Origin of the sequence: Lentzea sokolovensis (assembly GCF_033949975.1) — a bacterium.
GTDB lineage: Bacteria > Actinomycetota > Actinomycetes > Mycobacteriales > Pseudonocardiaceae > Lentzea > Lentzea sokolovensis.
The window spans coordinates 167531-192600 of the sequence record NZ_JAXAVU010000007.1 but is presented as its reverse complement, the minus strand read 5'-3'; the positions used below and the strand labels follow the sequence as shown (position 1 = coordinate 192600).

General features: G+C 67.7%; 22 protein-coding genes. 10 read left to right on the top strand and 12 right to left on the bottom strand.

The genetic code is table 11. The features are described 5' to 3' along the window. The first annotated feature begins 3 nt into the window (after window positions 1–3). The 3 genes from SK854_RS13170 (at window position 4) to cobF (ending at window position 4542) form a co-directional block, all read left to right on the top strand. Window positions 4–1224 (top strand): phenylacetate--CoA ligase family protein, encoded by a 1221-nt coding sequence (locus SK854_RS13170; RefSeq protein WP_319975356.1) that lies wholly within the window; start codon window positions 4–6, stop codon window positions 1222–1224. A gap of 511 nt (window positions 1225–1735) precedes the next feature. Then, window positions 1736–3631, top strand: coding sequence for a hypothetical protein (locus SK854_RS13165; RefSeq protein ID WP_319975355.1), 1896 nt, complete (start codon window positions 1736–1738; stop codon window positions 3629–3631). A 167-nt stretch (window positions 3632–3798) separates the two neighbouring features. Further along, complete coding sequence (gene cobF / locus SK854_RS13160) at window positions 3799–4542, top strand: precorrin-6A synthase (deacetylating) (RefSeq protein ID WP_319975354.1); 744 nt, start codon at window positions 3799–3801, stop codon at window positions 4540–4542. Window positions 4543–4592: 50 nt separating this feature from the next. On the opposite strand, the gene SK854_RS13155 is transcribed toward cobF, so the two are convergent. Then, window positions 4593–5117 carry a TetR family transcriptional regulator gene (locus SK854_RS13155; RefSeq protein WP_319975353.1) on the bottom strand — a complete coding sequence of 175 codons (525 nt, stop codon included), beginning with the start codon at window positions 5115–5117 and terminating at the stop codon, window positions 4593–4595. A gap of 135 nt (window positions 5118–5252) precedes the next feature. On the opposite strand from SK854_RS13155, the gene SK854_RS13150 reads away from it, so the two are divergent. From SK854_RS13150 to SK854_RS13140, 3 genes are all read left to right on the top strand, one after another. After that, window positions 5253–6068, top strand: a complete 816-nt coding sequence (locus tag SK854_RS13150) for an oxidoreductase (protein ID WP_319975352.1) — start codon at window positions 5253–5255, stop codon at window positions 6066–6068. A gap of 58 nt (window positions 6069–6126) precedes the next feature. Continuing rightward, a complete protein-coding gene (locus SK854_RS13145) occupies window positions 6127–7020 on the top strand; it encodes a helix-turn-helix transcriptional regulator (RefSeq protein WP_319975351.1) in 894 nt (297 codons plus the stop codon). A 175-nt stretch (window positions 7021–7195) separates the two neighbouring features. Then, the gene (locus tag SK854_RS13140) at window positions 7196–8965 is read left to right on the top strand and encodes an alpha/beta hydrolase (RefSeq protein WP_319975350.1); all 1770 of its coding nucleotides are present in this window, start codon (window positions 7196–7198) and stop codon (window positions 8963–8965) included. A gap of 60 nt (window positions 8966–9025) precedes the next feature. Here the strand turns inward: SK854_RS13140 and SK854_RS13135 are convergent, their stop codons facing one another. Together SK854_RS13135 and SK854_RS13130 are read right to left on the bottom strand one after the other, a co-directional pair. Then, window positions 9026–9652, bottom strand: coding sequence for an SMI1/KNR4 family protein (locus tag SK854_RS13135; protein WP_319975349.1), 627 nt, complete (start codon window positions 9650–9652; stop codon window positions 9026–9028). Between the two features lie 22 nt (window positions 9653–9674). After that, complete coding sequence (locus tag SK854_RS13130) at window positions 9675–10370, bottom strand: PP2C family protein-serine/threonine phosphatase (RefSeq protein ID WP_319975348.1); 696 nt, start codon at window positions 10368–10370, stop codon at window positions 9675–9677. Window positions 10371–10422: 52 nt separating this feature from the next. Between SK854_RS13130 and SK854_RS13125 the strand changes: the two genes are divergently transcribed. Continuing rightward, entirely contained in the window at window positions 10423–11805 is a 1383-nt protein-coding gene (locus SK854_RS13125; protein WP_319975347.1) for an N-6 DNA methylase, read from the top strand. Window positions 11806–11912: 107 nt separating this feature from the next. Beyond that, window positions 11913–12860, top strand: a complete 948-nt coding sequence (locus SK854_RS13120) for a serine/threonine-protein kinase (protein WP_319975346.1) — start codon at window positions 11913–11915, stop codon at window positions 12858–12860. Here the strand turns inward: SK854_RS13120 and SK854_RS13115 are convergent. Together SK854_RS13115 and SK854_RS13110 are read right to left on the bottom strand one after the other, a co-directional pair. Further along, window positions 12766–13638, bottom strand: a complete 873-nt coding sequence (locus SK854_RS13115; protein WP_406601770.1) for a DNA-3-methyladenine glycosylase family protein — start codon at window positions 13636–13638, stop codon at window positions 12766–12768. The genes SK854_RS13120 and SK854_RS13115 overlap by 95 nt on opposite strands. A 130-nt stretch (window positions 13639–13768) precedes the next feature. Next, window positions 13769–14482 carry a response regulator transcription factor gene (locus SK854_RS13110; RefSeq protein ID WP_319975345.1) on the bottom strand — a complete coding sequence of 238 codons (714 nt, stop codon included), beginning with the start codon at window positions 14480–14482 and terminating at the stop codon, window positions 13769–13771. 204 nt (window positions 14483–14686) lie between these two features. On the opposite strand from SK854_RS13110, the gene SK854_RS13105 reads away from it, so the two are divergent. Further along, window positions 14687–17092: an ATP-binding protein gene (locus SK854_RS13105; RefSeq protein ID WP_319975344.1), complete on the top strand. Its 2406-nt coding sequence runs from the start codon at window positions 14687–14689 to the stop codon at window positions 17090–17092. Here SK854_RS13105 and SK854_RS13100 read toward each other — a convergent pair. The 4 genes from SK854_RS13100 to SK854_RS13085 are packed head-to-tail and all read right to left on the bottom strand — an operon-like array spanning window position 17082 to window position 19476. Further along, window positions 17082–17759, bottom strand: coding sequence for an HAD family hydrolase (locus SK854_RS13100; protein WP_319975343.1), 678 nt, complete (start codon window positions 17757–17759; stop codon window positions 17082–17084). The two genes, SK854_RS13105 and SK854_RS13100, sit on opposite strands and share 11 nt — an antisense overlap. Then, entirely contained in the window at window positions 17756–18412 is a 657-nt protein-coding gene (ribB, locus tag SK854_RS13095) for a 3,4-dihydroxy-2-butanone-4-phosphate synthase (protein WP_319975342.1), read from the bottom strand. Before ribB ends, SK854_RS13100 begins: the two co-directional genes overlap by 4 nt. 41 nt (window positions 18413–18453) lie before the next feature. Continuing rightward, the gene (locus SK854_RS13090) at window positions 18454–18633 is read right to left on the bottom strand and encodes a DUF397 domain-containing protein (protein ID WP_319975341.1); all 180 of its coding nucleotides are present in this window, start codon (window positions 18631–18633) and stop codon (window positions 18454–18456) included. A gap of 12 nt (window positions 18634–18645) precedes the next feature. Continuing rightward, window positions 18646–19476 carry a helix-turn-helix domain-containing protein gene (locus SK854_RS13085; protein WP_319975340.1) on the bottom strand — a complete coding sequence of 277 codons (831 nt, stop codon included), beginning with the start codon at window positions 19474–19476 and terminating at the stop codon, window positions 18646–18648. A gap of 235 nt (window positions 19477–19711) precedes the next feature. Between SK854_RS13085 and SK854_RS13080 the strand changes: the two genes are divergently transcribed. Then, the gene (locus SK854_RS13080) at window positions 19712–21340 is read left to right on the top strand and encodes a glycosyl hydrolase family 18 protein (RefSeq protein WP_319975339.1); all 1629 of its coding nucleotides are present in this window, start codon (window positions 19712–19714) and stop codon (window positions 21338–21340) included. Between the two features lie 61 nt (window positions 21341–21401). On the opposite strand, the gene SK854_RS13075 is transcribed toward SK854_RS13080, so the two are convergent. The 3 genes from SK854_RS13075 to SK854_RS13065 form a co-directional block, all read right to left on the bottom strand. Next, entirely contained in the window at window positions 21402–22466 is a 1065-nt protein-coding gene (locus SK854_RS13075; RefSeq protein WP_319975338.1) for a serine hydrolase domain-containing protein, read from the bottom strand. 2 nt (window positions 22467–22468) lie between these two features. Continuing rightward, window positions 22469–23560, bottom strand: coding sequence for a serine hydrolase domain-containing protein (locus SK854_RS13070; RefSeq protein WP_319975337.1), 1092 nt, complete (start codon window positions 23558–23560; stop codon window positions 22469–22471). An 87-nt stretch (window positions 23561–23647) separates the two neighbouring features. Then, window positions 23648–24925 (bottom strand): M14 family zinc carboxypeptidase, encoded by a 1278-nt coding sequence (locus SK854_RS13065; protein ID WP_319975336.1) that lies wholly within the window; start codon window positions 24923–24925, stop codon window positions 23648–23650. Window positions 24926–25070 lie beyond the last annotated feature (145 nt).

Below are 25070 nucleotides of genomic sequence, written 5' to 3'. Positions count from 1 at the left end.
ACGATGTCCGTGCTCGACCTCATCTGCTACGCCCGCACGCACTCCCCGTTCTACAAGGAGCTGTACGACGGCTACGACTCCTCGACGCCGCTGTCCGAGCTGCCGGTGATCGACCAGGCCGCGTTCTGGGCCGCGAACACCATCCGCCACAACCAGGTGCTGACCCGCGCGCACACCGACGGCCTGATCTTCAAAACCGGCGGCACCACCAAGGCACCTCGCGTCTCCTTCTACACCAACGAGGAATGGGACGCGATGTGCCGCGCGTACGCGGAAACGCTGCCCGCGGCGGGACTGCGGCACGGCGACCGGATCGCGAACCTCTTCGCGGCCGGCGAACTGTACTCCAGCTTCATCTTCGCGCTGAACTCCCTGCAGCGCTCCCCGATCGACCTGGTCCAGCTGCCGATCACCGGCAGCGCACCGGTCGAGTTCACGCTGACCACCATGCAGGACTTCGACGCCACCGTCGTGGCGGGCTTCCCGACGACGCTGTGCCGGCTGGCTTCGCACGTCGTGGCTTCGGTCGGCTCACTGCCTTTGGTGCGGCTGATCCTGTTCAGCGGCGAGGCCCTGTACGACGACCAGCGCGCGTTGCTGTCTTCTGCCTTTCCCGGCGCCGAGTTCCGGTCGTTCGTCTACGGCAGCGTGGACGGCGGGATCATCGGCACGGCGGTGCTCGGCTCGGACGACGCGCGGGTGTTCCGCTCCTTTGTGGACAGCTCAGTGCTGGAGATCGTCGACGTCGAGACGGGCAAACTGATCACCGAGTCCGGCCGACCGGGCCGGTTGCTGCAGACCGACCTCACCCGGCGACTCCAGCCGATGATCCGCTACCCGGTCGGCGACCTGGCCGAGTGGGTCGACGCGGAGGACGGCATCTTCCGGCTGCTCGGCCGCGCCGACGAGGGCGCGCGGGTCGGCCCCGTGACGCTGCACCTCGACCACCTGCGGGCCGCCGTCGACCGCGCCGGGATCGCGCACAACGGCGTGCAGGTCGTGATCCGCCGCGTGGACGCACGCGACCAGCTGGTGCTGCGGATCGCCGCTGAGCCGCAGGACTTCGAGGCTGTCCGGGACGAGGTGCACGTGATCAGTCCGCGGTTCGAGCTGCAGGCCGGACGCGGCGTGGTCGCACCGCTGGCGGTGGACTGGGTGCCGGCGCTGGAGGTGAATCCCCGCACGGGCAAGACCGTCCGGCTCATCGACGAGCGCCCTGTCTAGTGCCGCGACCTGTGCCTGAGCCGTTCGCCTCGCTGCTGCTGAAAACTCGCCGCCACGCAGGCTGCGTGACCTGGTTGGCGCTGCTCGGGACCCTGACCATGTCGACGTCTGTGGAAGTGATATCGGTCTGTCAGTGCTCGGCGACAGCAAATGTCAGTCGCGTCCCGCCGCGTCGCGGTGCCGGAAAGATGGGCAGCCCGCGCTCCGCTGTGCGCCAGAAGTGCCGTAGACGTCGGGGTGCAGCAACTGGTGATGCTGCTGCCCCTGGTCGGCGTGGATGAACCCGCCGTGTCGGAGGTCGCGCTCTGGACTGAGCGGCCTCGCGGTGGTCGCCGTACGCGATGAGGTTGTTGCCCAGAACCATGATGGAGAGCGGTACCTCGGCGTGCGCGGGATCGGGTGGCGGGTGGTACCAGCGGTTTGGCCGCGCACGCGGCAGTAACGTGATCACCACTTCCCGCGACCCATGAACGTGACTACGGCAAGTGACAGGCCGGGTGCACTGAGGCCTGTGGAACGTGCCCTGATTGAGCACGTCGAACGCGGAGAGATCCTCGACCTGGCTCGTGACCAGCCTGTTGACGAGATCGCCATGCGCGCATGGGATGAGTCGCGCACTATCCGGTCGTGGGTGGTGCGCGACATCGTGCGAGGACGATTGGCCGCTGATCCTGACCCGCACGGACTACGCCTGCGCGGGGCACGTGTCGCTGGCCGCGTGGACCTGGAGAACATCACCAGCACAGTCGCGATCGAACTGGACAACTGCCTGCTCGAAGAAGGGCTCAACGCCCGCGACACCCACATCCCCGCCCTGGTCTTGTCCGTGTGCCGACTCGAGCACCCCAGCGAGCCGCCCCTGGACGCAGATCGACTCATCACCACGGTGTTCGTCGCCAGCGAGGTGACCATCACCGGGCACAGCGATCTAGGCGCTATCAGTCTGCTCGGCGCGCGCATCGGCCAGCTGGACTGCGGTGGCGCGACACTGCGCAACGACTCTGGCCCCGCCCTCAACGCCGACTACCTGCAGATCGACCAGGGCATGTTCTTGCGCGGCGGGTTCACCGCCACCGGCACGGGGGACACCGGGGCGGTCCGCCTGCTCGGCGCGCACATCAGCCAGTTGGAATGCGATGGCGCGACACTGCGCAACGACTCTGGCCCCGCCCTTGACGCCGACGGCCTGCAGGTCGACCAATGCGTCTACCTCCGTGACGGGTTCACCGCCACCGGCACCGGGGACACCGGGGCGGTCCGCTTGCTCGGCGCGCACATCGGTGAACTGGACTGCAGTGGCGCGACACTGCGCAACGACTCTGGTCCCGCCCTTGACGCCGACCGCCTGCAGGTCGACCAGAGCATGTTTCTGCGCGAGTTCACCGCCACCGGCACCGGGGACACCGGGGCGGTCCGCCTGCGCAGCGCGCACATCGGTGAACTGGACTGCGATGGCGCGACACTGCGCAACGACTCTGGCCCCGCCCTCAACGCCGACTACCTGCAGATCGACCAGAGCATGTTCTTGCGCGGCGGGTTCACCGCCACCGGCACCGGGGACACCGGGGCGGTCCGCCTGCGCGGCGCGCACATCGGTGAACTGGACTGCGGGAATTCCTCAGTGCGCAATGACTCGGGCCCGGCTCTTGACGCCGACGGCCTGCAGGTCGACCAACGCGTCTTCCTCAGTGACGGGTTCGCGGCAATCGGCGGTGGCGACAGTGTCACTGTCAACCTCACTGGTCTTCGGGTTGGAAGCACTCTGGTGTTTGATCCAGATCGTCTGGAGCACACCACCAACTCGCTGGCGCGGCTCGCAGTGGATGGACTGGTCTACAGCGGGTTGCCCGAGGGCATCTCTGCTGATTCCTGGCTGGAACTGCTGCGTGAGGGCACCCCGTCCTATGCGGCTCAGCCCTATCAGCAGTTGGCGGCCGCGCACCGGGCCGCCGGACACGACAGCCACGCGCGACGCGTCCTGATTGCACAACGCCGGGATCAGATCGGCCGCCGAGCGCTCACCGGTCGCGCAGAGCGCACCTGGTCCCGTTTCACCGGTCTCACACTGGGCTATGGCTACCAACCCTGGCGGGCTCTCATCGGCCTGCTCGTCGTTGTGGTCGCCGCTGTGGTTCTCGCAGTCGTCCTTGGCGGCCACGGCGGCCTCACACAGCTGCGAACGCCGCCCCCACCCACGGCACTCGGGTGCACCGTGGTGGAGCGCATCGGAGTCGGCCTCGACCTGGGCATTCCTCTGTTCACCACGGGCGCCCGTGCACGTTGCGAGGCCACCAACACCACAACTGGTCAGATCTTCACCTCCACCAGCTGGGCACTGCGACTCCTGGCCTGGGCCTTCGCCACCCTCTTCATCGCTGGCTTTACCAGCGCTGTCCGCAAGACCTGACAAACCAACGCCCGTCACCACTGCAGCGATCGGGGGCGCACTCGCGAACACACGTCAAACGAATGCGCAAGCCTGCCGGTAGTCCAGACGGGTGCGTCGTGGTGCCCTGCTGGGCGCCGGAAGACGCGGTGAAGGCTGCCGGTCTCGGCACTGGTTAGGGTGTTCCGGTGCGAAAGATCCTGGTCATCGGTATCGGCGCGGGCAACCCCGACCACCTGACGGTGCAGGCCGTCAAGGCGTTGCAGACGGTCGACGTGTACTTCGTGCTGGACAAGGGGTCCGTGAAGCAGGAGCTCGTCGACCTGCGCGCGTCGATCCTGGAAGCGCACGTGACGCGGCCGTACCGCTGGGTCGAGGGCCGGGATCCGGAGCGCGACCGCAACCCCGCCGACTACGTCGCGACGATCGACGCCTGGCGCCGGGACCGCGCGGACGTCGTCCTGGGCCTGCTGTCGGACCTGGGCGAGGACGAGGTCGGGGCGTTCCTGGTGTGGGGCGATCCGTCCCTCTACGACTCGACCCTGGCGATCCTCGACGACCTGCTGGCCCGCGGCGAGTCGTTCGCGGTGGAGGTCATCCCGGGCGTGACATCGGTGGCGGCGCTGACGGCCGGCCACCGGGTGTCGCTGAACCAGGTGGGCAAGCCGGTGCAGATCACGACCGGCCGCCGCCTCGCCGCCGGGTGGCCGTCCGATGTGGACGACGTGGCCGTGATGCTGGACGCGTCGTACTCCTTCGAGGGCGTCGACCCGGACACGTGGATCTACTGGGGCGCCTACCTCGGCATGCCCGACGAGATCCTGGTGTCGGGACGGGTCGGGGACGTGGCCGCGGAGATCCGCAGGGTTCGGTCCGAAGCACGCGAGCGCAAGGGCTGGATCATGGACACCTACCTGCTGCGCAGGCCCTGATCCTCCGACAGGTCCTCCCCGGCGGTGGTTTCCGCGTGCCGGCTTCGCCCCTACTCGGCGATCAACCGGCGCACGGAGCGTTCGACGAGCTCACGGGTCGCGTTCGGGGTGCTGAACGCGAGAATCGACATGTGCACGACCAGGTCGAGCAGGTTCGTGGCGTTGAACGCCGCTGAGATCCTGCCCTCCATCTGAGCCTGAGCGACGGCCTCGATCTTGTGCTTGTAGGCCTCCGCTTCGGCCTTCGGAACTTCGCTGAAGCCGTTCTCCAAGCGGTGGTAGGCCACGAGCCTGAGCAACTGCGGCCGCTCCAGGTACGCCTCGAACAGCCGGCCCGCGTAGCCGGGCAGGTCCTCCGGCGTGATCGGGACCTCCCGGATCATGCGGTCGACCTGGATCTTCAGCAGTTCGTCGAACAGGCCCTCCTTGCTGCCGAAGTAGGCGTAGATCATCGCCTTGTTGCAGCCGGCCGTGGCCGCGATGCGGTCGACCCGCGCCCCGGCGATCCCGTACTGGGAAAACTCCTCGAGCGCCGCGTCCAGCAACTTGGCCTTGGTCGCTTCCTTGTCCCTCACCACACCTCCATCTTAACCAACCGGTTGGTATTAGCAACCAACCAGTTAGTTGACAGCGCGCTTCGGACGTGGTTGCCTGGTTCTAGCAACCAAACAGTTGGTTACTTGAGCCAACCAGGTAGTCGGGAGAACGCCATGAAGGTCGCACTGGTCACGGGTGCCTCGTCGGGGATCGGCGAGTCCACCGCGCTTGAGCTGCACAAAGCCGGTTACACGGTCTACGCGGCGGCGCGGCGGGTGCAGCGGATGGAGGGGCTCGCCGCGCAGGGCATCCGGGTGCTGGAGATGGACGTCACCAGCGACGAGTCGATGGTCGACGGGGTCAAGAAGATCATCGCGGAGGCCGGGCGGATCGACGTGCTCGTGAACAACGCCGGCTACGGGTCGTACGGCGCGGTCGAGGACGTGCCGCTGGACGAGGCGCGGTACCAGTTCGAGGTCAACGTGTTCGGGCTGGCGCGACTGGTTCAGCTGGTGTCGCCGCACATGCGGGAGGCCGGGCGCGGGCGGATCGTGAACGTCTCGTCGATCGGCGGGCGGATCTACGAGCCGCTCGGAGCCTGGTACCACTCGACGAAGTTCGCGGTGGAAGGGCTGAGCGACTCGTTGCGGCTCGAACTGAAGCCGTTCGGGATCGACGTCGTGGTGATCCAGCCCGGCGGGATCAAGACCGAGTGGGGCGGGATCGCGGTCGAGAACCTGCAGAAGACTTCCGGTGGCGGTGCCTACGCGGGGCAGGTCAAGCAGTTGTCCGGGTTCTTCACGCAGATGGATCGCGCCAGTGAGCCGAAGGTCATCGCGGACGTCATCGTGAAGGCGGCCGAGGCAAAAAGGCCGCGCACGCGCTACGCGGCGGGGTTCGGGGCGCGGCCGATCCTGTTCGCGCGCAGGGTGTTGTCCGACCGGGCGTTCGACGCGCTGTTCCTCGGGGCGCTGCGCCGGTTCGCCTAAGCCGTGTTCCTCCTGTCTGAGCAGGTACCTTCGGTTCAGAACCACCGAGGGGAGTCGTGTGCACGAGGGGCTGTCGCCGGAGGCCGAGAAGCTCTACCTGGCGATGCTGCGCGGAGACGACAGCGCGGAGTCCGATGCGGCGCGCGCGGAACTCGAACGGCTCGGGCTGGTCAGGAACGACGGCGTGCGGCCGCCGCGGTCGGCACTGGCCGCGATCGCGTCCGGGCACGAGGCCGCGGCCGTCAGGGCCAGGGAGACCGCTGAGTTCCTGGCCGCCGCCTACGCCGCGCGTGGTGCGAAAGAGGTCGACTTCGTCGAGGTGCTCCAGGACGCGGCCGAGGTGATCAGCGCGTTCGAGGAGATGCAGAGCCAGGCGAAGTCGGAGATCCGGGCGCTCGACCCCGGTTCGTACCTGAGCCCGCAGCCGGAGGCGAGTCCCGCGCAGCCCCCGGCGCTGGCCCGCGGCATCGGCTATCGGGTCGTGTACGAGTCGGCGCTGTTGCAGACCGAGCGGGGATTCGCGTCGGTGCAGGAGAGCATCGCCGCGGGCGAGCAGGCGCGGACGTTTCCCGGTGTGCCGCTCAAGCTCGTGATCGCCGACTCGGACCGGGCGTTGATCGCGGTGCCTACGGTCACGGGCGGGAACGTGGTGGCACTCCTCATTCACCCGTCCGTGCTACTGAGCGCGCTCATCGAGTTGTTCGAGGCGTTCTGGCGGATGGCGGTGTCGATCACGCCTGGCGGCCAGGAGGTCACCCGTGAGGAGCCGACCACCGCGACCAGGAGACTGATGGCACTGCTCAGCGCCGGTCTGACGGACGAGTCGATCGCGCGAGAGCTCGGGATCAGCGAACGCACGGTGCACCGCCGGGTGAGCCGGCTGCAGCAGTTGCTGGGCGCGCAGACCCGGTTCCAGCTCGGCGTGCAGGCGTCACGGCGCGGTTGGCTTTAGTCACCCAAGGTCACCGAGTCACCGATCTTCATCACTCTGCGAACACGATTGGTGACGGTTTCCAGACATGGCGACTTTCTGCCATCACCCAGGAGTGTTAAACGCACGTTTTTCCTTTCTCCTCTGTTGCAAGCGCGGCCTCACCGGCCGTGCGGGGGCAGGAAGGGATCCACCAGTGAGGAAGTACTTCAGAGGCGGCATCGCCGCGCTGACGGGGGCACTGATCGCGACGAGCATCGTGCTCACGCCGGCGGCCGGTGCGGCGGCAAAGCAGGACCCGGACACGCAGAAGCTCGCGGGCGCGCTCGCCACCCAGAAGGTGACCTGGGAGGAGTGCACCTTCCCCGGCGTCGCTCCGGAGACCGTCGAGAAGTTCAAGACCGTCAAGGGTCTCGCCTGCGCGACCATCCAGGTCCCGCGCGACTGGCACAACCCGGCCGACGGCAACACGATCGGCATCCGCGTCTCCAAGACCGAGACCGCGTACAAGGGCACCAGCCGTCAGGGCATCGCGCTGGTCAACCCCGGTGGCCCCGGCGGCTCCGGCCTGCCGTGGGGCGCGGCGATGGCCCTGCGCACCCCGGTCCTCGCCGGCCAGTACGACTTCATCGGCTTCGACCCGCGCGGCGTCGGCCTCTCCGCGCCGCTCACCTGCAGCTACACCGTCCCGAACAGCACTGACATCAACGTGCTGAACAAGGCCAAGGTCGACGGCTGCCTCGAGAACCCGCTGACCCAGTTCATCACCACCGAGCAGACCACCTACGACATGGACTTCATCCGCGTCGTGCTCGGCGAGAAGAAGATGAGCTACATCGGCTACTCCTACGGCACGTGGCTCGGCACCTGGTACGCCGCCACGTTCCCGAGCAAGGCGCACCGCTTCCTGCTCGACTCGGCCGTCGACGCCTCGCAGTCGACGCTGGAGAACACCTGGGACCTGCAGCCGCGCACCCGCGACCGCCAGTTCCAGGAGGCGCTGCTCCCGTACATGGCGCGCAACGACGCCGAGTACGGCCAGGGCACCGACCCGATGGAGATCCGCCGCAACTGGGAGAAGGCCGGCGGCACCCGTGAGTTCCTGGGTCAGCTGTTCGTCGCGTGGTTCGTGATCCCGGCCATGTACGACACCACCCAGTACCCGACCGCCGCCGCCGCGGTCTCCGCCGTGATCGGCACCCCGGCCACGGGCACCGACGCGGAGAAGGTCGAGCAGCTCGTCGCGAAGATGCTGACGACGCCGGGCCTGACCGACGAGAACAAGGCGTTCATCGCGAAGGCCAAGGCCAACGCGCTCAACGCGATCGCCAAGAAGGAGCGCGTCGCGGTGAAGACCACGACCGCCGCCGCCGAGGTCGAGACCTGGGACGCGACGTTCGAGGCGATCCGCTGCCAGGACGGTCAGTGGAACCAGAACCTGCACTACTGGAACTACTGGCTGGCCGACCTGACCGTGAACGCGCCGTTCATCGCGCCGTTCATGAGCACCCCGCTGTGCGCCTACTGGCCGACGAAGAACTCGATGCCGAAGCCGGACAAGAAGACCTTCCCGCGTCTGCTGGTCGCGCAGTCCGAGCTCGACGCCGCCACCGCGTACGAGGGTGGTCTCGCCACGACGAAGGCGCTGCCGAACGCCAAGCTGATCAGCGTCGACAACGAGGGCTCGCACGGCCTGTTCCCGTACAACACGGACTGCGTCGACGACCCGATCGTCTTCTACTTCCAGACCGGCGCCACCCCGCGCAAGCAGTTCACGGGCTGCCAGGCGCTTCCGCTGCCGAACGAGGACAAGACGTTCGACGTCGGCGGCAAGCTCACCAACGGCAAGGTGAAGATCAAGATGATCACTCCGGCCGTGAAGGAAGCCAACAAGATCGTCAAGGACCTGCTGAGCGGTTCCTCGACGGCGGCGGCCGACGAGTCGGGCATGCCGGCCAACCTGTAACACCCGTTTAGAGCTGCGGCCCTCGGCGCGATGCGCCGGGGGCCGTTTCCACGCACGGGACTACCAGCGCTGGTTCAGGTAGTCGCTCCAGAACGGCATGGTGGCCTTCGCCGGAAAGCCGTTCGGGTGCCCGGGCGGGGGTTTCTCGAACTCCTGGTTGACGTAGTCGGTCAGGTCGACGCCGTAGCGAACGATGTCCGTTCCGTAGACGGACAGAACCGGATTCCCGAACGTGCCTCGCCCCGCGGGAAGGAATCGGTGCCCGTAGACCGGGATCAACCTGGGCGCTTCGTCCACTTCGTACCGCGCCACCACCATCGCTGTTTCACTGTCGTCTGGCCGCTCACCCCAGGCCGGGTTCCAGTGCTGCCCGGCCTCGACCTCCCGCAACACTCCCCTGACCGGCCACCCGAGTTGCCTGTGGAGGTCGTCCGGGTCGCCGTCACGCCACTCGGGCCACGGCTGCTCCCAGGTGTGGAAGACCCCTGCTTCCGACATGTAGGGAGTGTTCACCGGCAACCCCGCCGCCAGAAACGCGCGATGGTCGTCAGCGAACTCGAACTCGTGCTCGGCCTCGATGCGGGCGAACTCCGCGTCGGTCAGCCCTGGAGCGATCTCACAGCAGCCCAGCTCGGCCAATCGTCGTGCGGCCGCGGTTCCGAGACTGATGCCCCCATCTGTCGTCACATCGCGACCGTAACGGGATTCGCTAGCGCTGCCACCACTTTTTGCGGACCACGTCGATGATCACGCAGGTGATGTTGTCCGGGCCTCCGTTGCCGTTCGCCAGCGCGATCAGCTGCCAGGCAGCGTCCGTTCCGTCCTCAGTGGACAGCAGGATCTCGTGGACGTCTTCGAGGTCCGTGTAGTCCGTCAGGCCGTCGCTGCACAGCAGGTAGCGGTCTTCGATCTTGGCCTGGTGCCACGTGAGGTCCGGGTCGTGCGAGTTGCCGGACTGCAAGGCGCGCAACACATAGGCGCGGCGTGGATGGACGAGCGCTTCCTCCGGCGTCATGCGGCCCGCGTCCACCAGGGCCTGCACCATGGTGTGGTCGTGGGAGATCTGGCGGAGCTCGCCTTCCCTGAGCAGGTACGCGCGGGAGTCGCCGATGTGCGCCAACTGGAAGGCGAGGCCCTCCCAGCGGATGGCGGTGAGAGTGGTGCCGGCGCCCTGGGGCGTCTCGGCGTCGAGTCTGCGCGCGATCTCGGAGACCGCGGGGCCCAGGTCGCCCTGCCAGCCCGCTAAGACGTTCACCGCGAGCGCGCTGGCCACTTCGCCGTGCTCGTGGCCGCCCATGCCGTCCGCCACGGCCTGCAGGTCCGCGCGGACGTAGACCGAATCCTCGTTGTGCTCGCGAACGAGCCCAGGATCGGTCGCCACGGCGATACGCAGCTCGTGTGTCATGTCTCCAGTAGATCAGTTGTGAAGTGAGTTCACAAGCAATACGGTTGTGAACATGGATGAGACGGTCAACGCCGGTGACATCGCGCGCCTCGCTGATGTGGGGCGGGCGGCGGTGTCGAACTGGCGGCGGCGGTTCGAGGACTTCCCGTCGCCGGTCGGCGGGACGGCCTCAAGTCCGTTGTACCTGTTGCGCGACGTGGAGTCATGGCTTCGGCGCAACGGGAAACCGTTCCGTGTCTCACCGGCCGAACGGCTGTGGACCCAACTGCGCACAGCCGACGACCTGAAGCTCGGTGAGGCGCTGGCCGCGGTCGAGGCCGACGCGCAGACGTTCGAGTTCCTGCACGAGCGCTACCTCGAAGCGCACTCGCGGCTGTTGAACCCCACTCCGTCCGAGGTCATCGAGGTCGTGCTGGCCACGACCGACGGTGACACGGTGATCGATCCGGCGTGCGGCACGGGCAGTTTGCTGAAGGCCTCCAAGGCCCGGAACAAGATCGGGCAGGAGCTCGATCCCGTCTCGGCGGTGATCGCGCGCCGCCGAATGCCGCACGCGCAGATCTACACCGGCGACTCGTTGCGGCACAACGGCGTCCAGGAGAGGGCCGACGCCGTGGTGTGCGACCCGCCGTGGCACGACCGGGCGTGGGGGCACGAGGAACTGGTGGGCGACGCCCGGTGGACCTACGGGCTGCCACCGCGCGGCGAACCCGAGTTGGCGTGGTTGCAGCACTGCCTGTCGCTGACGAAACCGGGTGGGCTGGTCGCGGTGCTGCTGCCGTCGGCGGCGGCGTCCCGCAGGCCCGGCAAGCGGATTCGCGGCAACCTCCTGCGCGCCGGAGCCGTGCGCGCGGTGATGACCGTGCAACCGGGACGCGATCTGTGGCTGCTGCGGAACCCGATCGGCCGCGCGCCCGAACAGATCGCACTGCTGGAGGCGCCCGGCCCGCTCGACCCGAACACGCGGGTCATCGACCTGCTGGACGACGACGTCGACCTCAGTCCGTCGCGCCGCAACGGCACCGACGCGTCCGCCTACCTCGACGCACAACCGACGTTCGGTCTGGCGCCTCTGCCCGAACTGCGGGAACAGACCGCTCCCCCGATGACGACGATCGGCGAACTGGTCCGCGCGGCCCCCGGCAAACACGTCGTCACGTCCCCGACCGGCGCCATCTACGAGATCGATCCGCGCAAGATCGACCCGGACTTCCTCGAAGGCGTGCTGCGCGCCGCGTTCGCCAGGACGCCGACCGGCTCGACCCGCCTCGACGTGCGCCGGACGCAGGTCCCGTCGCTGCCGCTGGCCGAACAACAGCGGTACGGACAGGCGTTCGCGCAGCTCAAGGCCCTGGAAGCAGGCCTGGAAGAGGCCGCCTCGCTGGTCCGTTTGGGCTACAATGGACTCCTGAGCGGACAGGTCGGGCCAGCGTGATTCCAGCAGATTCACCCGATTGGTACGTCCTGAAACGCTGTTGCGGTCGCCTCGCGTACGAGGAAGCGCGGGGTCAGCGAACAGGCGACGGCAGTTAGGCTTCCCGGGTGCTGATCGCCGACCGCTATGAGATCGACGACCTGCCGCTGGGGCGGGGTGGCATGGGTGCCGTGCACAAGGGGCGGGACCTGCGGCTGGATCGCCGGGTCGCGGTCAAGCTGCTGCGCCTGCCCGGCAGCGATGACGAGGTGGCGCAACGGTTCGCGCGCGAAGCGAGGATCGTCGCCAAGCTGGAGCACCCCGGAGTGCCCGTCCTGTACGACTTCGGGACGTACGAGCAGCGCCTGTTCCAGGTCATGCAGTTCGTCGACGGCGTCACGGTCGCCGACCTGGTCGGCGAGTTCGGCCCGCTGCCCGAGGCGTGGGCCGCGAACATCGCCGCGCAGGCCGCCGCGGTCCTGGCCGCCGCGCACGAACGCGGCATCTGCCACCGGGATCTCAAGCCCACCAACCTGATGCTGTGCCCGGACGGCGCGGTGAAGGTGCTGGACTTCGGGCTCGCGCTGCTGCGGGAGAGCGACGTCGCGCCGTTCAGCCGGGCCGGCCAGATCCTCGGCACGCCCTCGTACATGGCACCCGAGCAGATTCAGCGAGGGATCGCCGAGCCGCGCAGCGACCTGTACGCGCTGGGGTGCGTGCTGCACGAGATGCTGACGGGCGACCAACTCTTCACCGGGCCGACGGCGTACGCGGTGTTCGACAAGCACGTCAAGGAGCCGCCGCCACGGCTGCCCGGCGCGCTCGACCCGGTGGTGCAGCGGTTGCTGGCCAAGGACCCCGGCGGGCGTCCGGCGACGGCGCTGGAGGTTTTCGAGGATCTGCAAGGGTTTGCGCAGGATCCGCCGGCGTTGCCCGGGTTCGTGCGGGACGGGTCGACGGCGATGTACTCCAGCGTGCAGGTCAGGCCGGGATTCGGTTCACCTCGTGATCACCTGTCGCCCACAGGTGCTGCACCGCATACGCACGCCACGGTCGCCACGCCTCCGAACGCCTGACGAGTGCCGCCGGCGTCGACGGCAGGCCCAGAGCCTCCGCGGCCAGACGGATGCCGAGGTCGGTCGGCAGGAACGCGTCGGGATCACCCAAAGAGCGCATCAGGATCGACTCGACGGTCCACGGGCCGAAGCCGGGCAGCGACGAAAGCCATTCGCGCGCAACGGTTCGGTCCGCGCCGGGAGACAGGTCCAAACCGGACTCGAGGGCATCGAGCAACGCGGCCATCGTGCGGCGGCGGGACTCGGGCATCGCCAACTCGCCGACGTCGAACGACAGCGGGAACAGGAACAGGTCACCTACTGGCGTGCCGTGAGCGGCCACGAGGCGTGCGGCATGCGTGCGCGCGGCCTTCGTTGACACCTGCTGGCCCAGCACGGCGCGAATAGCGAACTCCGCGCCGTCCACCGTGCGCGGCACACGGCGACCGGGCGCGGCGGAAACCAGCGGCGCCAAAAGCGGATCCGCGGACAACGCAGCATCGACCACGAATGGATCGGCGTCGAGGTCCAGCAGAAACCGGCAAAGGTCTAGAGCACTAGTCAAATCGCGAGAATCGGACAGTTCCAGCGTGCAGGCGACGTGCTCCGGGAACGGCTGCAATGCGACGATCCCGAATCCGCAAGGAAGTCGCAAGGTCCGCCGGTAGACACCGCCTCGCCACTCCTCCACGCCGGGCACGGCGGTGGCGATGAGGTGGCCGAACAGGTTGTCGGGACACAGAGGTGCTTGAAAGTGCAAGTGTTCCGAGAACGTGTCGAGCTGCATGTCCACCAGCATGACGCCATTCCAAGCGAGACGCTGGCGGGAAAGCGACATCATTCCGGACGGGGCCAACCGGGTGACCTGCTTCGCGGCGCGAAAATCCGTGGCTAGGCTGGCCTTCGCGCCGTGGCAGCAGTTGTCAGATTCAGCATGGAAGGGCGGCGTCGCGTGCGATGAGAGCGGCTTGGACGCGGTTGTCGCACCGAAGTTTCGTCAGCAGTCGGCTGACGTGGGCCTTGATCGCCCCTTCCGAGAGGTACATGAGCCTAGCGATGCGCGCGTTCGCCATGCCCTGCGCCAGATACACCAGCACTTCCTGCTCGCGTCGAGTGAGCAGGCCGATGCGGCTGCGTGCGGCGTCCCGGCGTTCCGAGTCGGCGCCGGTGAAGTGGTCGATCAGCGCACGCGTCGCGGACGGCGAGAGGATCGCTTCTCCTGCTGCGACGGCACGCACGGCGGTCACCAACGCGTCGGGCTCGCCGCTCTTGAACAGGAATCCCGCCGCGCCGGCCCGCAACGCGGGGAAGAGCATCTCCTCGGTCTGCCGGGTGCACAGCATGATCACCTGGGTACCGGGCACGTGCCTGCGCACCATCCGCACCGCCGCGAGGCCTTCCATGCCGGGCATGGACGCGTCCATCAGCAGCACCTGCGGTCGTTGGCGCCGCGCGAGTTCGAGCGCGCCGCCGCCGTCACCGGCCTCGCCGACGACCACGACGTTGCCGGAACGCTCCAGCACACCGCGGACTCCCGTGCGGATCAGAACCTCGTCGTCGGCGATGCCAACGGTGATCGTGCGCGGCTTGTCCACCAGTTGCAGACCTGCGCTCGCCCACGAGGTGCTCGTCGTCAACGTCATGCGCACTCCCTGTCAGACCGGACCAGTCTCCAGTTTGTTCCCGAACGAGGAACTCAGGAAGGCAGGCATAACGAGCAGGTTGCGAACCGTCTCGCGCGCACGCAGGCGTAACGGGTTGCACATAACGGCCCACTACTTACGACCTGCGCGAACACCACATCGAGACAGCAACAGCCTGCCGTTACGGCTTGAGGAGAGGGACTCATGACCAGCAGCGGACGTTGCGCACTGTGCGACGGCACGATGCCTCCCGCCACCTCCGAGCAACGCAGGTCCTATTGCTCCAACGCGTGCCGCCAACGGGCGTATCGCCGCCGTGCCACCGTTTCCACGACAACGCCTCCCACCAGGCAGAACCTGCGCGTCCTCTCGAACCTGCCCGCAGCGCGTGACACGTTCATCGGCCGTCAGCAGGAGCTGTCGAAACTCGACCAGCTGTTGCGCAGGCATCGTCTCGTTACGCTCGTGGGCAGTGCGGGTGCGGGCAAGACGAGGCTCGCGCTGGAGGCCGCGGGACGGTTGCGGCGCGGGCGAACGGACCGGGTCCTGCTCGTCGCGCTGGGCGAGATCACCGCTTCCCGAGACGTCGTGCCGGCCCTCGCCGACGCGCTCGGAGTGGCCGCGGAGTCCGACGAACCGTTGCGCGCCACCGTGGTCGAGACGCTCAAGAACATGAAGGCGGTCGTAGTCCTCGACAACTGCGAACACCTCCTCGACACGTGCGCCGAACTCACCGACATGCTGCTGAACCGCTGCCCCGGCGTGCGGGTGCTCGCGACGTCACGCGAAGCCCTGTGGATCACCGGCGAGGTCAGCTTCCACGTCGAGGGTTTACCTGTCCCCTCAACGGATCGAGACCTGGTCACCACGGCGGCGCCGCGCTCGGAGGCCGTGAAGCTGTTCGTGGACAGGGCCCGTGAGCGCAAGCCCGACTTCCGGCTGACCCTCGACAACATCGCCGCGGTCGCGTTGTTGTGCGCACGGCTGGAGGGCATGCCGCTCGCGATCGAACTGGCCGCGCGCTGGGTGCAGGTGCTGCCGGTCGCGGACATCTGCGACCGCATGGACGAGCCGCTGGAGCTGCTGACGCTGGGCTGCCGCAAGTCGCCGTCGCGCCAGAGTTCGTTGCGTGAAGCCATCGACTGGAGCTACCAGCTGTTGCAGCCGGACGAGCAGTTCGCGCTGCGGCGGCTCTCGGTGTTCGACGGCGGCTTCGACCTGACCGCGGCCACCGAGGTCTGCTCGTCGGAACGCTCCGCGGAACCGGTGCTGGACGTGCTGTCCCGGCTGCAGGCCAAGTCGTTGCTGACGGCCGTGCCCGGCACGACCCGGTTCCGGCAGCTGGAGTCGGTTCGGTTGCACGCCAGGGAGAAGCTGCTGGCGGCCGGCGAGCTGGACATGGCCTACGAGGCGCTGGCCCGCTGGTTCACCGACCTCTCGGACGTGCTGATCACCGCGCCGCTGTCGGTGCCCGCGGACGTGCAGCTCAAGCTCGACAACCACGTCGACAGCCTGCTCGGCACGGTCGAGTGGGCGGCGGATCGCGATGACGAACGGTTGTTGCTGCTGACCTCCGCACTGGCCGACTGCGCTGCCCGGCGCGGACGGCTGGGCCAGGCGCGCGTGATGCTTCGGGACGCGCTGCGACGACCGTCCACAAGGGACGACTACCGGTGCGTGGCCCTCAACCACGCCGCCCGGTTCGCGGCCGAGCAGGGCGACCACGACGAGGCCGTCGAACTCTCCAGCGAGGCGTCGCGGCTGGTGCCGGACAGCTCGACGGCCTTGGCGATGAGCTGCCGCAGCACGCTGGCGGCAGTGCAGCAGTCGTCCGGCGAGTGGGAGGCGTCGAACGCGAACAGCACCGAGTGCCTGCGGGTCGCGGAGTTGCTGGGCGAGCCTCTCGCCCGTGCGGCGTGCTTGGTGGACCTCGCGCGCACGGCGTTGTCTCTGGGCAAGCACGAACGCGCCGAGAAGAACGTCATGAAGGCGTTGCCGATCTCGCGCGCGTCGGGCATGCCCGCGCGCATCGCCTCCGCACTGACCACACGGGGCGCCGTCGCGTTGGCGCAGGGCGACCTGGACGAGGCGACGCACGCCTTCCAGGAGGCGTTGCGGATGGACGGCATCAACCCGTTGACCGCCCCTGACGCCCTGGAAGGCCTGGCCGTGGTCGCCGTGACGCGTGGTCAGGCTGAGCGCGCGCTACGGATCGAAGCGACGGGACGCGCGCTCAGGCGGTCAGTCGGCGTGGTGCCGAATCCGTTCTGGGCGGAGAAGGTCGCCGTGGCCATGCGCACCGCACGGCTGATGCTGTCCGTCGCGCGCGCAGAAGCCGCCTCCACTCCGTTGACCGCCGCGGAGACCGAGGCGTTCATCCAGGACGAGGTGTGGCTCGATCGCACGGAGGCCGCGTTCGACTCGCTGGACGACCACGAACGGCGCGTGATCGCGTTGCTCGCCACGGGACTGACGAACCAGCAGATCGCGAACCGGCTGAACGTGTCGCTGCGGACGGTGGCCTCGCGGCTGCAGCGCCTGCGGGACAAGCTCGGGCTGCAGAGCCGCGAGGACATCGCGGCCTGGGGAGCGGAACGCGCTATCGGCTGAGCGCGTACACGTTCACCCACAGCTGGCAGATCTCCTTGGCCGCGACACGGGCATCGGACGCCGTGCAGGCAGCCAGCTTCAGGACGTCTGCGTCGCGGGCCGTGGTGGCGTTGGGAATCGCGAGCACGGTCATCCCCGCGGCGTGCGCCGAGCGGATGCCCGACGCCGAGTCCTCGACCGCGAGGACGTTCAGGGGGTCGAGGCCGAGCTTGCGGGCGGCGAGCAGGTACGGGTCGGGCGCGGGCTTGCCGTTCGCGACGTCGTCGCCCGTCACGATCGCCTCGACGTGCCTGCGCAGCCCGGACGCCGACGCAGCGGCCCTGACGTACCGCCGCGGCGACGCCGAGACCAGCCCGACCGGCCCGAGTTCGGCCGCCAGGGCAACGAGTTCCGCGGCACCGGGCAGCATCCCGAACGTGCCGCGCGCGATCGCGTCCACCATGCCGTCCACGCACTCCGACGCGGCGCGCTCCGGCGTGAGGCCGTGGCACCGTTCGGCGAGGTAGGCACTCCAGCTCGCCGTGCTCGTGCCCTGGATCGCCGTCCAGTCGGTGGAGGTCCAGCGGTGGTCGTGGCGGGCCGCGACGGCGCCGATCACCTGGTTCCACGTCGCGGCGCTGTCGACGAGGGTCTCGTCGAGGTCGAAGACGGTCGCAAGCAGCGTCACCGCGCCACCACGCTCTCCGGCACGAACGCCGCGAGCTGCTCGATGGACACCAGCTTCAGCCCGTGCTGGTCCGCGAACGCCCTGAGCTGCGGCAACCGCGCGACGCCGCCGTCCTCGTCGCACACCTCGCTGATCACCGCGACCGGCGCGAACCCGGCGAGCCGCATCAGTTCGACGGCGGCCTCGGTGTGCCCGCGCCGTTCGGTGAGGCCACCTGCCCTGGCGCGCAACGGAAACACGTGACCGGGCCGGCGCACGTCCTGCGGGGTGCTCGCCGGATCGGCCAGGACGCGCAGGGTGCGGGCGCGGTCGGCGGCGGAGATGCCGGACTCGATGCCGTTCTTGGCGTCGATCGAGACCGTGTAGGCGGTGCCTTCGGGGTCCTCGTTGTCCTGGACCATCAACGGCAGGCGCATCCGGTCGGCGACCTCGGGGGCCACCGGCGCGCAGATCAGGCCGCTCGTGTGCCGCACGTAGAACGCCAGCGCCCGCGGGGTGGCGTGTTCGGCGGCCATGATCAGGTCGCCTTCGTTCTCGCGGTCCTCGTCGTCCACCACGATCACCGGGCGGCCTGCGCGCAGGTCGGCGATGGCGGCCTGGACCGAGTCGAGGCTTGGCTTGCGTTTTGCCTGTTCAGGAACGGTGAGGTTCACGTCCTCATCGTTGGGAACGGGCGGGGGTGACGCTCGGCGGACTAGTCGGTTTGACCCGAACGTGCGAACTTGCCGAGCTTCACGGACAGCAGGAACGTGGACCACGAGCCAGGGGCGACGGCGAGGTGGGTGGCGGGAGCCTTGGTATCACGGATGCCGACGCCACGGCCGACCTCGACGCAGTCCACCGCATTCGCGCTATAGCTGCTCTTACGCCACATCCCGGCTCCTCGTCAGGTCGCGTGCTTGGAGATCCTCTTTCTGGATTCTTCCGCATCCAGCGCAATCTTTTCGAGGGACGTGAGCACATCGCTGTAGCCCTCGACGGCTACCGGCGCCTCGATGACGAGGCTGGAGTTCTCCGCCTCCACGAAGACGACCTTCTCGATCCGGTCGAACTCCATCAGGCTGAACGATCCGGCAAGGCCAGCGTGCGCACCCGCAGCGGTGGGCACAACTCTGATGTCGATGTACGGGCGTACCCACATCTCCAGCAGGTGATGCAGCTGTGCGCGGAGCACTTCGTGGCCGCCGACGGGCAGCAGCAAGACCTGCTCGTGAACGTAGAACACGCAGTCGAGACGCTGCCGGAACACCTCCTGCATGCTCTGGCGTATCGCAACACGTTCTTCGATCTCCGCGGGTTTGCCCTTGCCTGCGGCGAGGCACACCGCTCGCGTGTAGTCAGGCAGCTGAAGGAGCCCTGAGATGGCCAGCGGCGACCAGGCGATGAACTTCTTCGCCTTCTGCAGGTGCTCGATGAACGTCCGGGGGCGGATCGGCTGAGTCGCACCGTGCTGCTGCCACCAGTCCTTGGTGTCAGTCTGGCGGAAGAGCCGCAGCAGGTGTTCACGCTCTTCTGGAGCGATTCTGCAGAAGCTGAGCAGGATCGCGACGTCCACCTCTGAGCAACCGCCCTTGCCGTTCATGAGGTCCGAGAGCTTGCCGGGGTCCCAGTCGATCTTCTCGCAGATCTCGCGTGCGGTCATGCCCGTGGCGGACAGAGCAGCTCGTACCGCGTCGCCGAACTCCCGCCCACGCGCGGTGGAGAAACGCTTTGGCATGGAACGAAGTTAGGACCGACCGTCCTCTTTGTGCAGTCGCTCAGGTGAAACTCGACCCGAAGGGCTGTCGTCTCGGAACCCCTCCAATAGTTAACCAACTAGACAGAGACAGGACAACCAGGGCACCTAAACCGTTTTCGGACTGCTCCATTCGAGTGACGGCAGAGGTCTAGACCTTGACCTTCGAGTGGTCTAAACCACATCGTTCCGGTACCCCCTGCGACTGAGGAGACCGATGTCCAAGTTCCGATGGCATCTAGCTGCTCTCTTCGCGGCTGTCGCCGCGATGGTCCTCGGAATCGTCGTCGTGCCCGCTGCTAGCGGTGCCGGTGGCGTTTCCGCCACGTTCTCCAAGGGTTCTGACTGGGGAACTGGCTTCGAGGGCAAGTACACGATCAAGAACAACAGCGCGGCGGCCCTGACGTCGTGGACCGTCGAGTTCACGCTCCCCGCCAACCACAAGGTCACCTCGCTGTGGGACGGCTCGTACACGACGAGCGGCCAGACCGTCACGGTCAAGAACACCTGGAACGGCAGCATCGGTGTCGGCGGGTCGGCGAGCTTCGGCTTCAACGGCTCCTACACCGGCGCGTTCGGTGCGCCGACCAACTGCAAGCTCAACGGTGGCTCGTGTGAGGCCGGCGGGACGAACCCGACGACCACCACCACTACGTCGACCACGACGACTACCACCACCACGACCACCACTACGACGACCACGACCGGTGGTCCGCAGCCCGGTGGCAAGGTCAACCTCGGCTACTTCACCGAGTGGGGCACGTACCCCGCGCGCAACTACCTGCCGAAGAACATCGACACCTCCGGCACGGCCGCCAACATCACGCACATCAACTACTCGTTCGGCAACGTGGTTGGTGGCAAGTGTGTGATCGGTGAGTCGTTCCCGGCGATCGAGAAGTCCTACACGGCGGCCGAGTCGGTCGACGGCGTCGCTGACGTGTGGGACGCGCCGGTGCGCGGTGCCTTCAACCAGCTGATCAAGCTGAAGAAGAAGTACCCGCACATCAAGGTGCTGTACTCCTTCGGTGGCTGGACCTGGTCCGGTGGCTTCGGCGCGGCCGCTGCCAACGACAAGTCGCGCCAGGACTTCGCGGACTCCTGCTACAACCTGCTCGAGGACCCGCGTTGGGCGAGCCTGTTCGACGGCATCGACATCGACTGGGAGTACCCGAACGCCTGTGGCCTGAGCTGCGACGCGAGCGGTTTCGACGCCTACCGGCTGCTGATGGAGAAGCTGCGCAATCGCTTCGGCCAGAACTACCTGGTCACCTCGGCGATCACGGCTGACGGCACCGCCGGCGGCAAGATCGACGCCGCTGACTACGCCGGTGCCGCGCAGTACCAGAACTGGTACAACGTCATGACGTACGACTACTTCGGTTCCTGGGCGGCGCAGGGCCCCACGGCTCCGCACTCCCCGCTGACGTCCTACAACGGCATCCCGACGCCGGGCTTCTACTCCGACGCGGCGATTCAGAAGCTGAAGGGCAAGGGCGTTCCGTCCAGCAAGCTCCTGCTCGGCATCGGCTTCTACGGCCGCGGCTGGTCCGGCGTGACGCAGGACGCTCCTGGTGGCACGGCTACCGGCCCCGCGCCGGGCATCGAGCCGGGCAACCAGAACTACAACGTGCTCAAGACGCAGTGCCCCGCAACGGGCACGGTCGCGGGTACGGCCTACGCCAAGTGTGGTGACCAGTGGTGGAGCTACGACACCCCGTCCACCATCAACGGCAAGATGGGTTACGCGAAGACCCAGGGTCTCGGTGGCGCCTTCTTCTGGGAGATGTCCGGAGACACCTCGAACGGTGAGCTCGTCAAAGCGATGAAGAGCGGTCTCAACTAGTTCTTCGAACGCCGGGAGGGGAGCTGGGTCAACCCAGCTCCCCTTTTGTTCTGCCCGAAAATCAGCAGAACACGTGGTTCAGCAAACGGGAGTAACCGTCACCAGGGCTCGCGCCGTCGGCCGCCTCGGTGAGCGACAGTTCGAGGCGCTTGCCGTTGGGCGTACCGACCATCATCGTCCCGTAGCCGTGGATCTGGCCGTCGTGGCCGTAGACCGTCGTGCCGCAGGGCAACGACGCGACCGCGAGGCCCAGGCCGTAGTCGGGGCTCACCGCCGACGTCTTCGTCAGTTCCTTCTGCTGCACGGGTTTGAGCAGCTTTCCGGCCAGCAGGGCCGTCAGGAACGTGTCCAGGTCGCGGGTCGTCGAGATCATCTCCCCCGCCGCCCAGCCCCACGACGGGCTGAGCCGCGTGACGTCCACGGGCTTGCCGGAGGCATCGGGGTAGTAGCCGTGCGCGTGCGGGCCGGGCACCTCCACCGAGTTCCTGGGCAGCACGGTGTCCGTGAGCCGCAACGGCTTCAGGATCCGCTGCTCGACCGCCTGCTGGAACGGCCTGCCGGTGATCTTCTCGACGAGCAGGCCCGCCACGACGTAGTTCGTGTTGGAGTAGTTCCACCGCGTGCCGGGCTCGAAGTCGAGCGGCTTCGACGTGGAAACCGCGAGAAGCTCCTGCGGCGTCCAGGTCTTGAAACGGATCGACGGGAAGCCTGCGGGATCGAGTGGCAACGCGTCCGTGTAGTTGTAGAGGCCGCTGGTGTGCTGCAACAACTGCCGGACGGTGATGCGGTCGTCCACCAGGCCGGGCAGATGGTGTGACACCGGCGCGTCCAGCTCGAGCTTCCCCTCGCCCGCGAGTTGCAGCACCACGGTCGACACGAACGGCTTCGTGACGCTGCCGACGCGGAAGGTTCCGTTGTGCGGCACGGGTTTGCGGGAGCCCAGCTCGGCGACGCCGGAACGGACGGTGTCGCGTCCGTTGATGCGCGCCTGGATGCCCAGTGCGCCACCGGACGTCGTGAGCTGGTCGATGATTTCTTGCACGGCCCCCTGCCGGGCCGGTGCCGCGGAGGCGACACCGGCCGTGGCGAGCAGGGTGGCCGCGGTGAGTGCGGCTACCAGTCTCATGATCAGCAGAAGACCTCGGTGAGGAGCTTGTTGAAGGCGTCACCGGGGTTGCCCTCGGTGGGGCCGCTGGTGGCGTTGAGCTCGAAGCGCTTCTTGGAATCCGGCGTCGTCAGCAGCTGCGACGAGTAGCCGGGGATGCCGCCGCCGTGGCCCCACACCTTGGTGCCGCACGGCAGGGTCTCCACCTGCAGGCCGAGGCCGTACTCGGGGCTCACGGCCGTGGTCTTGCTGATCTCCTGCTGCTGCGCGGGCTTGAGCAGCCTGCCGCTCGACAACGCCGTGACGAACGTGTCCAGGTCGCGGGTCGTGGAGATCATCTCGCCGGCCGCCCAAGCGACCGACGGGTTCATGCGGGTGATCTCGCTCGGCTGGCCCTTGACGGTCCAGTAGGCGCGCGCGTGCGGGCCGCTGATGCCGGCCTTGTCGCCGGGCAACTCGGTGTCGTTGAGGTGCAACGGCTTCAGGATGCGCTGCTCGACGGCCTTCTCGTACGGCTTGCCGGTGATCTTCTCGACCAGCAGGCCGGCGACGACGTAGTTGGTGTTGGAGTAGTTCCACCGAGTGCCGGGCTCGAAGTCGAGCGGCTTGGACGTCGAGAGCGCGAGCAGCTCCTGCGGCGACCAGCTCTTGTAGCGGATCTGCTCGAACTCGTCCGGGTTGAGCGGCAACGCGTTGGTGTAGTTGAAGAGTCCGCTCGTGTGCTGCAGGACCTGGCGGACGGTGATGCGGCTGTCGATCAGGCCGGGCAGGTAGCGGACGACCGGGGCGTCCAGGTCGACCTTCCCCTCACCGGCGAGTTGCAGCGTCACGGTCGACACGAACGTCTTGGTGATGCTGCCGACGCGGAACCGGCCGTTCTCCGGCACCGGCTTGCTGGTGTTCAGCTCGGCCGTGCCGGAACTGGCGGTGAAGCGCTGCCGTCCGTCCGTGACCCTGGCCTGCACGCCCAGAGCCGCCCCACTCTGCGTGATCTGGTCCAAAGCCTGCTGGACGACCTTGCGGTCGACGCTCGACGTGTCCGCCGAGGCGACCCCCGCGGTGGTCAGAGCCAGCAGGCTCGTCGCGGTGACTGTGGCTACCAATCGAATCCCCATGCTGACACCCTGTCGAGCCACGGTGTCAGCGCGCATCCACCTTCAGTCGTACGCGCGCCCTAGGGGTGTCCCCTGCTCCGTTCAGCGTCAGTACGGGCGTTTCGCTGCTTTCATGGCCGAAACGAGCATGGGACGCACTTTCGGCCAATGCACGTCCTTCTGGCACGAGAACGGCGGCAGGAAGCCACCGCACTTGCCAGAGCGCGCGCCGATCTCCCAGACGAAACTCGGCACACCCAGGTCGTCGTACACCCAGTCGTCGGTGGCGCCGGACGCGTTGTAGAGCACCTCGCCGGGCTGGCCGGCGGTGAACCCGGACAGCTCGGCCATGTCGTTCGCGATCTTGCGCAGGGCCGCGTCGTTGCCGGTCTTCTGCGTGCTCCAGCCCCACGGGAACAGCACGTAGTCGCCGTAGCTGTGCATGGAGATCACGGCGCCGGTCGTGTCGGCGGAGGCGGCCGCGGTGTCGCCGGGGGCGCGAGTGTCGCGGTAGAGCTTGCGCCACAACGACTCCAGCGCCTGGACTTCCACCTCGGAGTCGGCGCGCGTGCCGCGGTAGGTCTCGCTGCACTTGTTCGTGGACGAGCCGACCTCGCCCCAGTGCGAGCCGGCGTTGCGGTTGAGGTCGACGCCGCGTGAGCCCGACGTGCAGGTGCCGTTGGCGTTCTTGCGCTGCAGGACGGGCGAGTCGCCGCCGGACTCGACGATCTCGACGCCGTCCGGGTTGGCGATCGGGACGACCCAGACCTCCAGGTCGGAGAGCATCGCGGTGAGGTCCGAGCCGACCAGGTCGTCGATGAACCGCCACGCCATGTCGCCGGTGGTGATTTCACGTGCGTGGAGCTGGCCCATCACGAACAGGCGCGGCTTTGGCGCGGTGGGCGTCAATGCGCAGTCACCTGGGCTTTTCCGCGTTATGCAAATGGCCTTCAGATCGTATCCGCCGCTGCCCTGGGTCTTGCGCCAGGAGTCGCCGTAGTCGACGACCGTGGCGAGATCGGGATGCGCTTGAGCGACTTCGTCCAGGTGAGCGAACTGCGCGGTGATGGTGCGATAGCCGCCGTAATAAGTCGTGTCCGCCAGTGAGCGCGGCGCCCGTTGAGTCGGAGGCATCGCCGTCTCAACTGTGGACGGGAAGCCGTCCGCGCGGAGCTTCTGCGAGGTCTGCGGGTCGCCGACGACGAACAGGTCGTCGCCGTCACGCTGTTCCAACACGTCGTAACCGAGGCGCAACAACCGTTGGGCAGAATCACCCTTGGGCGCCGGCACACGCAGCACGTATGTCGCTTGTGGACCTTCCGCGGGCGCCGGCGCGGGACTCAGCAGCAGGGCAAGGCAGGCGAACAGGGCGACGGCGGTCCTCATGATCAACGATGATCGACCGTTCCGCTGATCACCGCCAGTCCGTTCGACCGACCGGATGATTACCGTCCGGATCTTGGGACGGAGAAAGCGCCCACTTGGCGCGCTGTGACGAAAATCAATAGGATTTCACCCAGCATCGCAGCGG

Coding starts and splice junctions, on each gene's coding strand:
- SK854_RS13070 (WP_319975337.1), bottom strand. CDS start 23,560: ATGGGGATTCGATTGGTAGCCACAGTCACCGCGACGAGCCTGCTGGCT.
- SK854_RS13065 (WP_319975336.1), bottom strand. CDS start 24,925: ATGAGGACCGCCGTCGCCCTGTTCGCCTGCCTTGCCCTGCTGCTGAGT.
- SK854_RS13130 (WP_319975348.1), bottom strand. CDS start 10,370: ATGACACACGAGCTGCGTATCGCCGTGGCGACCGATCCTGGGCTCGTT.
- SK854_RS13115 (WP_406601770.1), bottom strand. CDS start 13,638: ATGCTGGTGGACATGCAGCTCGACACGTTCTCGGAACACTTGCACTTT.
- SK854_RS13080 (WP_319975339.1), top strand. CDS start 19,712: ATGTCCAAGTTCCGATGGCATCTAGCTGCTCTCTTCGCGGCTGTCGCC.
- SK854_RS13150 (WP_319975352.1), top strand. CDS start 5,253: ATGAAGGTCGCACTGGTCACGGGTGCCTCGTCGGGGATCGGCGAGTCC.
- SK854_RS13090 (WP_319975341.1), bottom strand. CDS start 18,633: ATGTGGCGTAAGAGCAGCTATAGCGCGAATGCGGTGGACTGCGTCGAG.
- SK854_RS13110 (WP_319975345.1), bottom strand. CDS start 14,482: ATGACGTTGACGACGAGCACCTCGTGGGCGAGCGCAGGTCTGCAACTG.
- SK854_RS13075 (WP_319975338.1), bottom strand. CDS start 22,466: ATGAGACTGGTAGCCGCACTCACCGCGGCCACCCTGCTCGCCACGGCC.
- SK854_RS13125 (WP_319975347.1), top strand. CDS start 10,423: ATGGATGAGACGGTCAACGCCGGTGACATCGCGCGCCTCGCTGATGTG.
- SK854_RS13085 (WP_319975340.1), bottom strand. CDS start 19,476: ATGCCAAAGCGTTTCTCCACCGCGCGTGGGCGGGAGTTCGGCGACGCG.
- SK854_RS13105 (WP_319975344.1), top strand. CDS start 14,687: ATGACCAGCAGCGGACGTTGCGCACTGTGCGACGGCACGATGCCTCCC.
- SK854_RS13170 (WP_319975356.1), top strand. CDS start 4: ATGTCCGTGCTCGACCTCATCTGCTACGCCCGCACGCACTCCCCGTTC.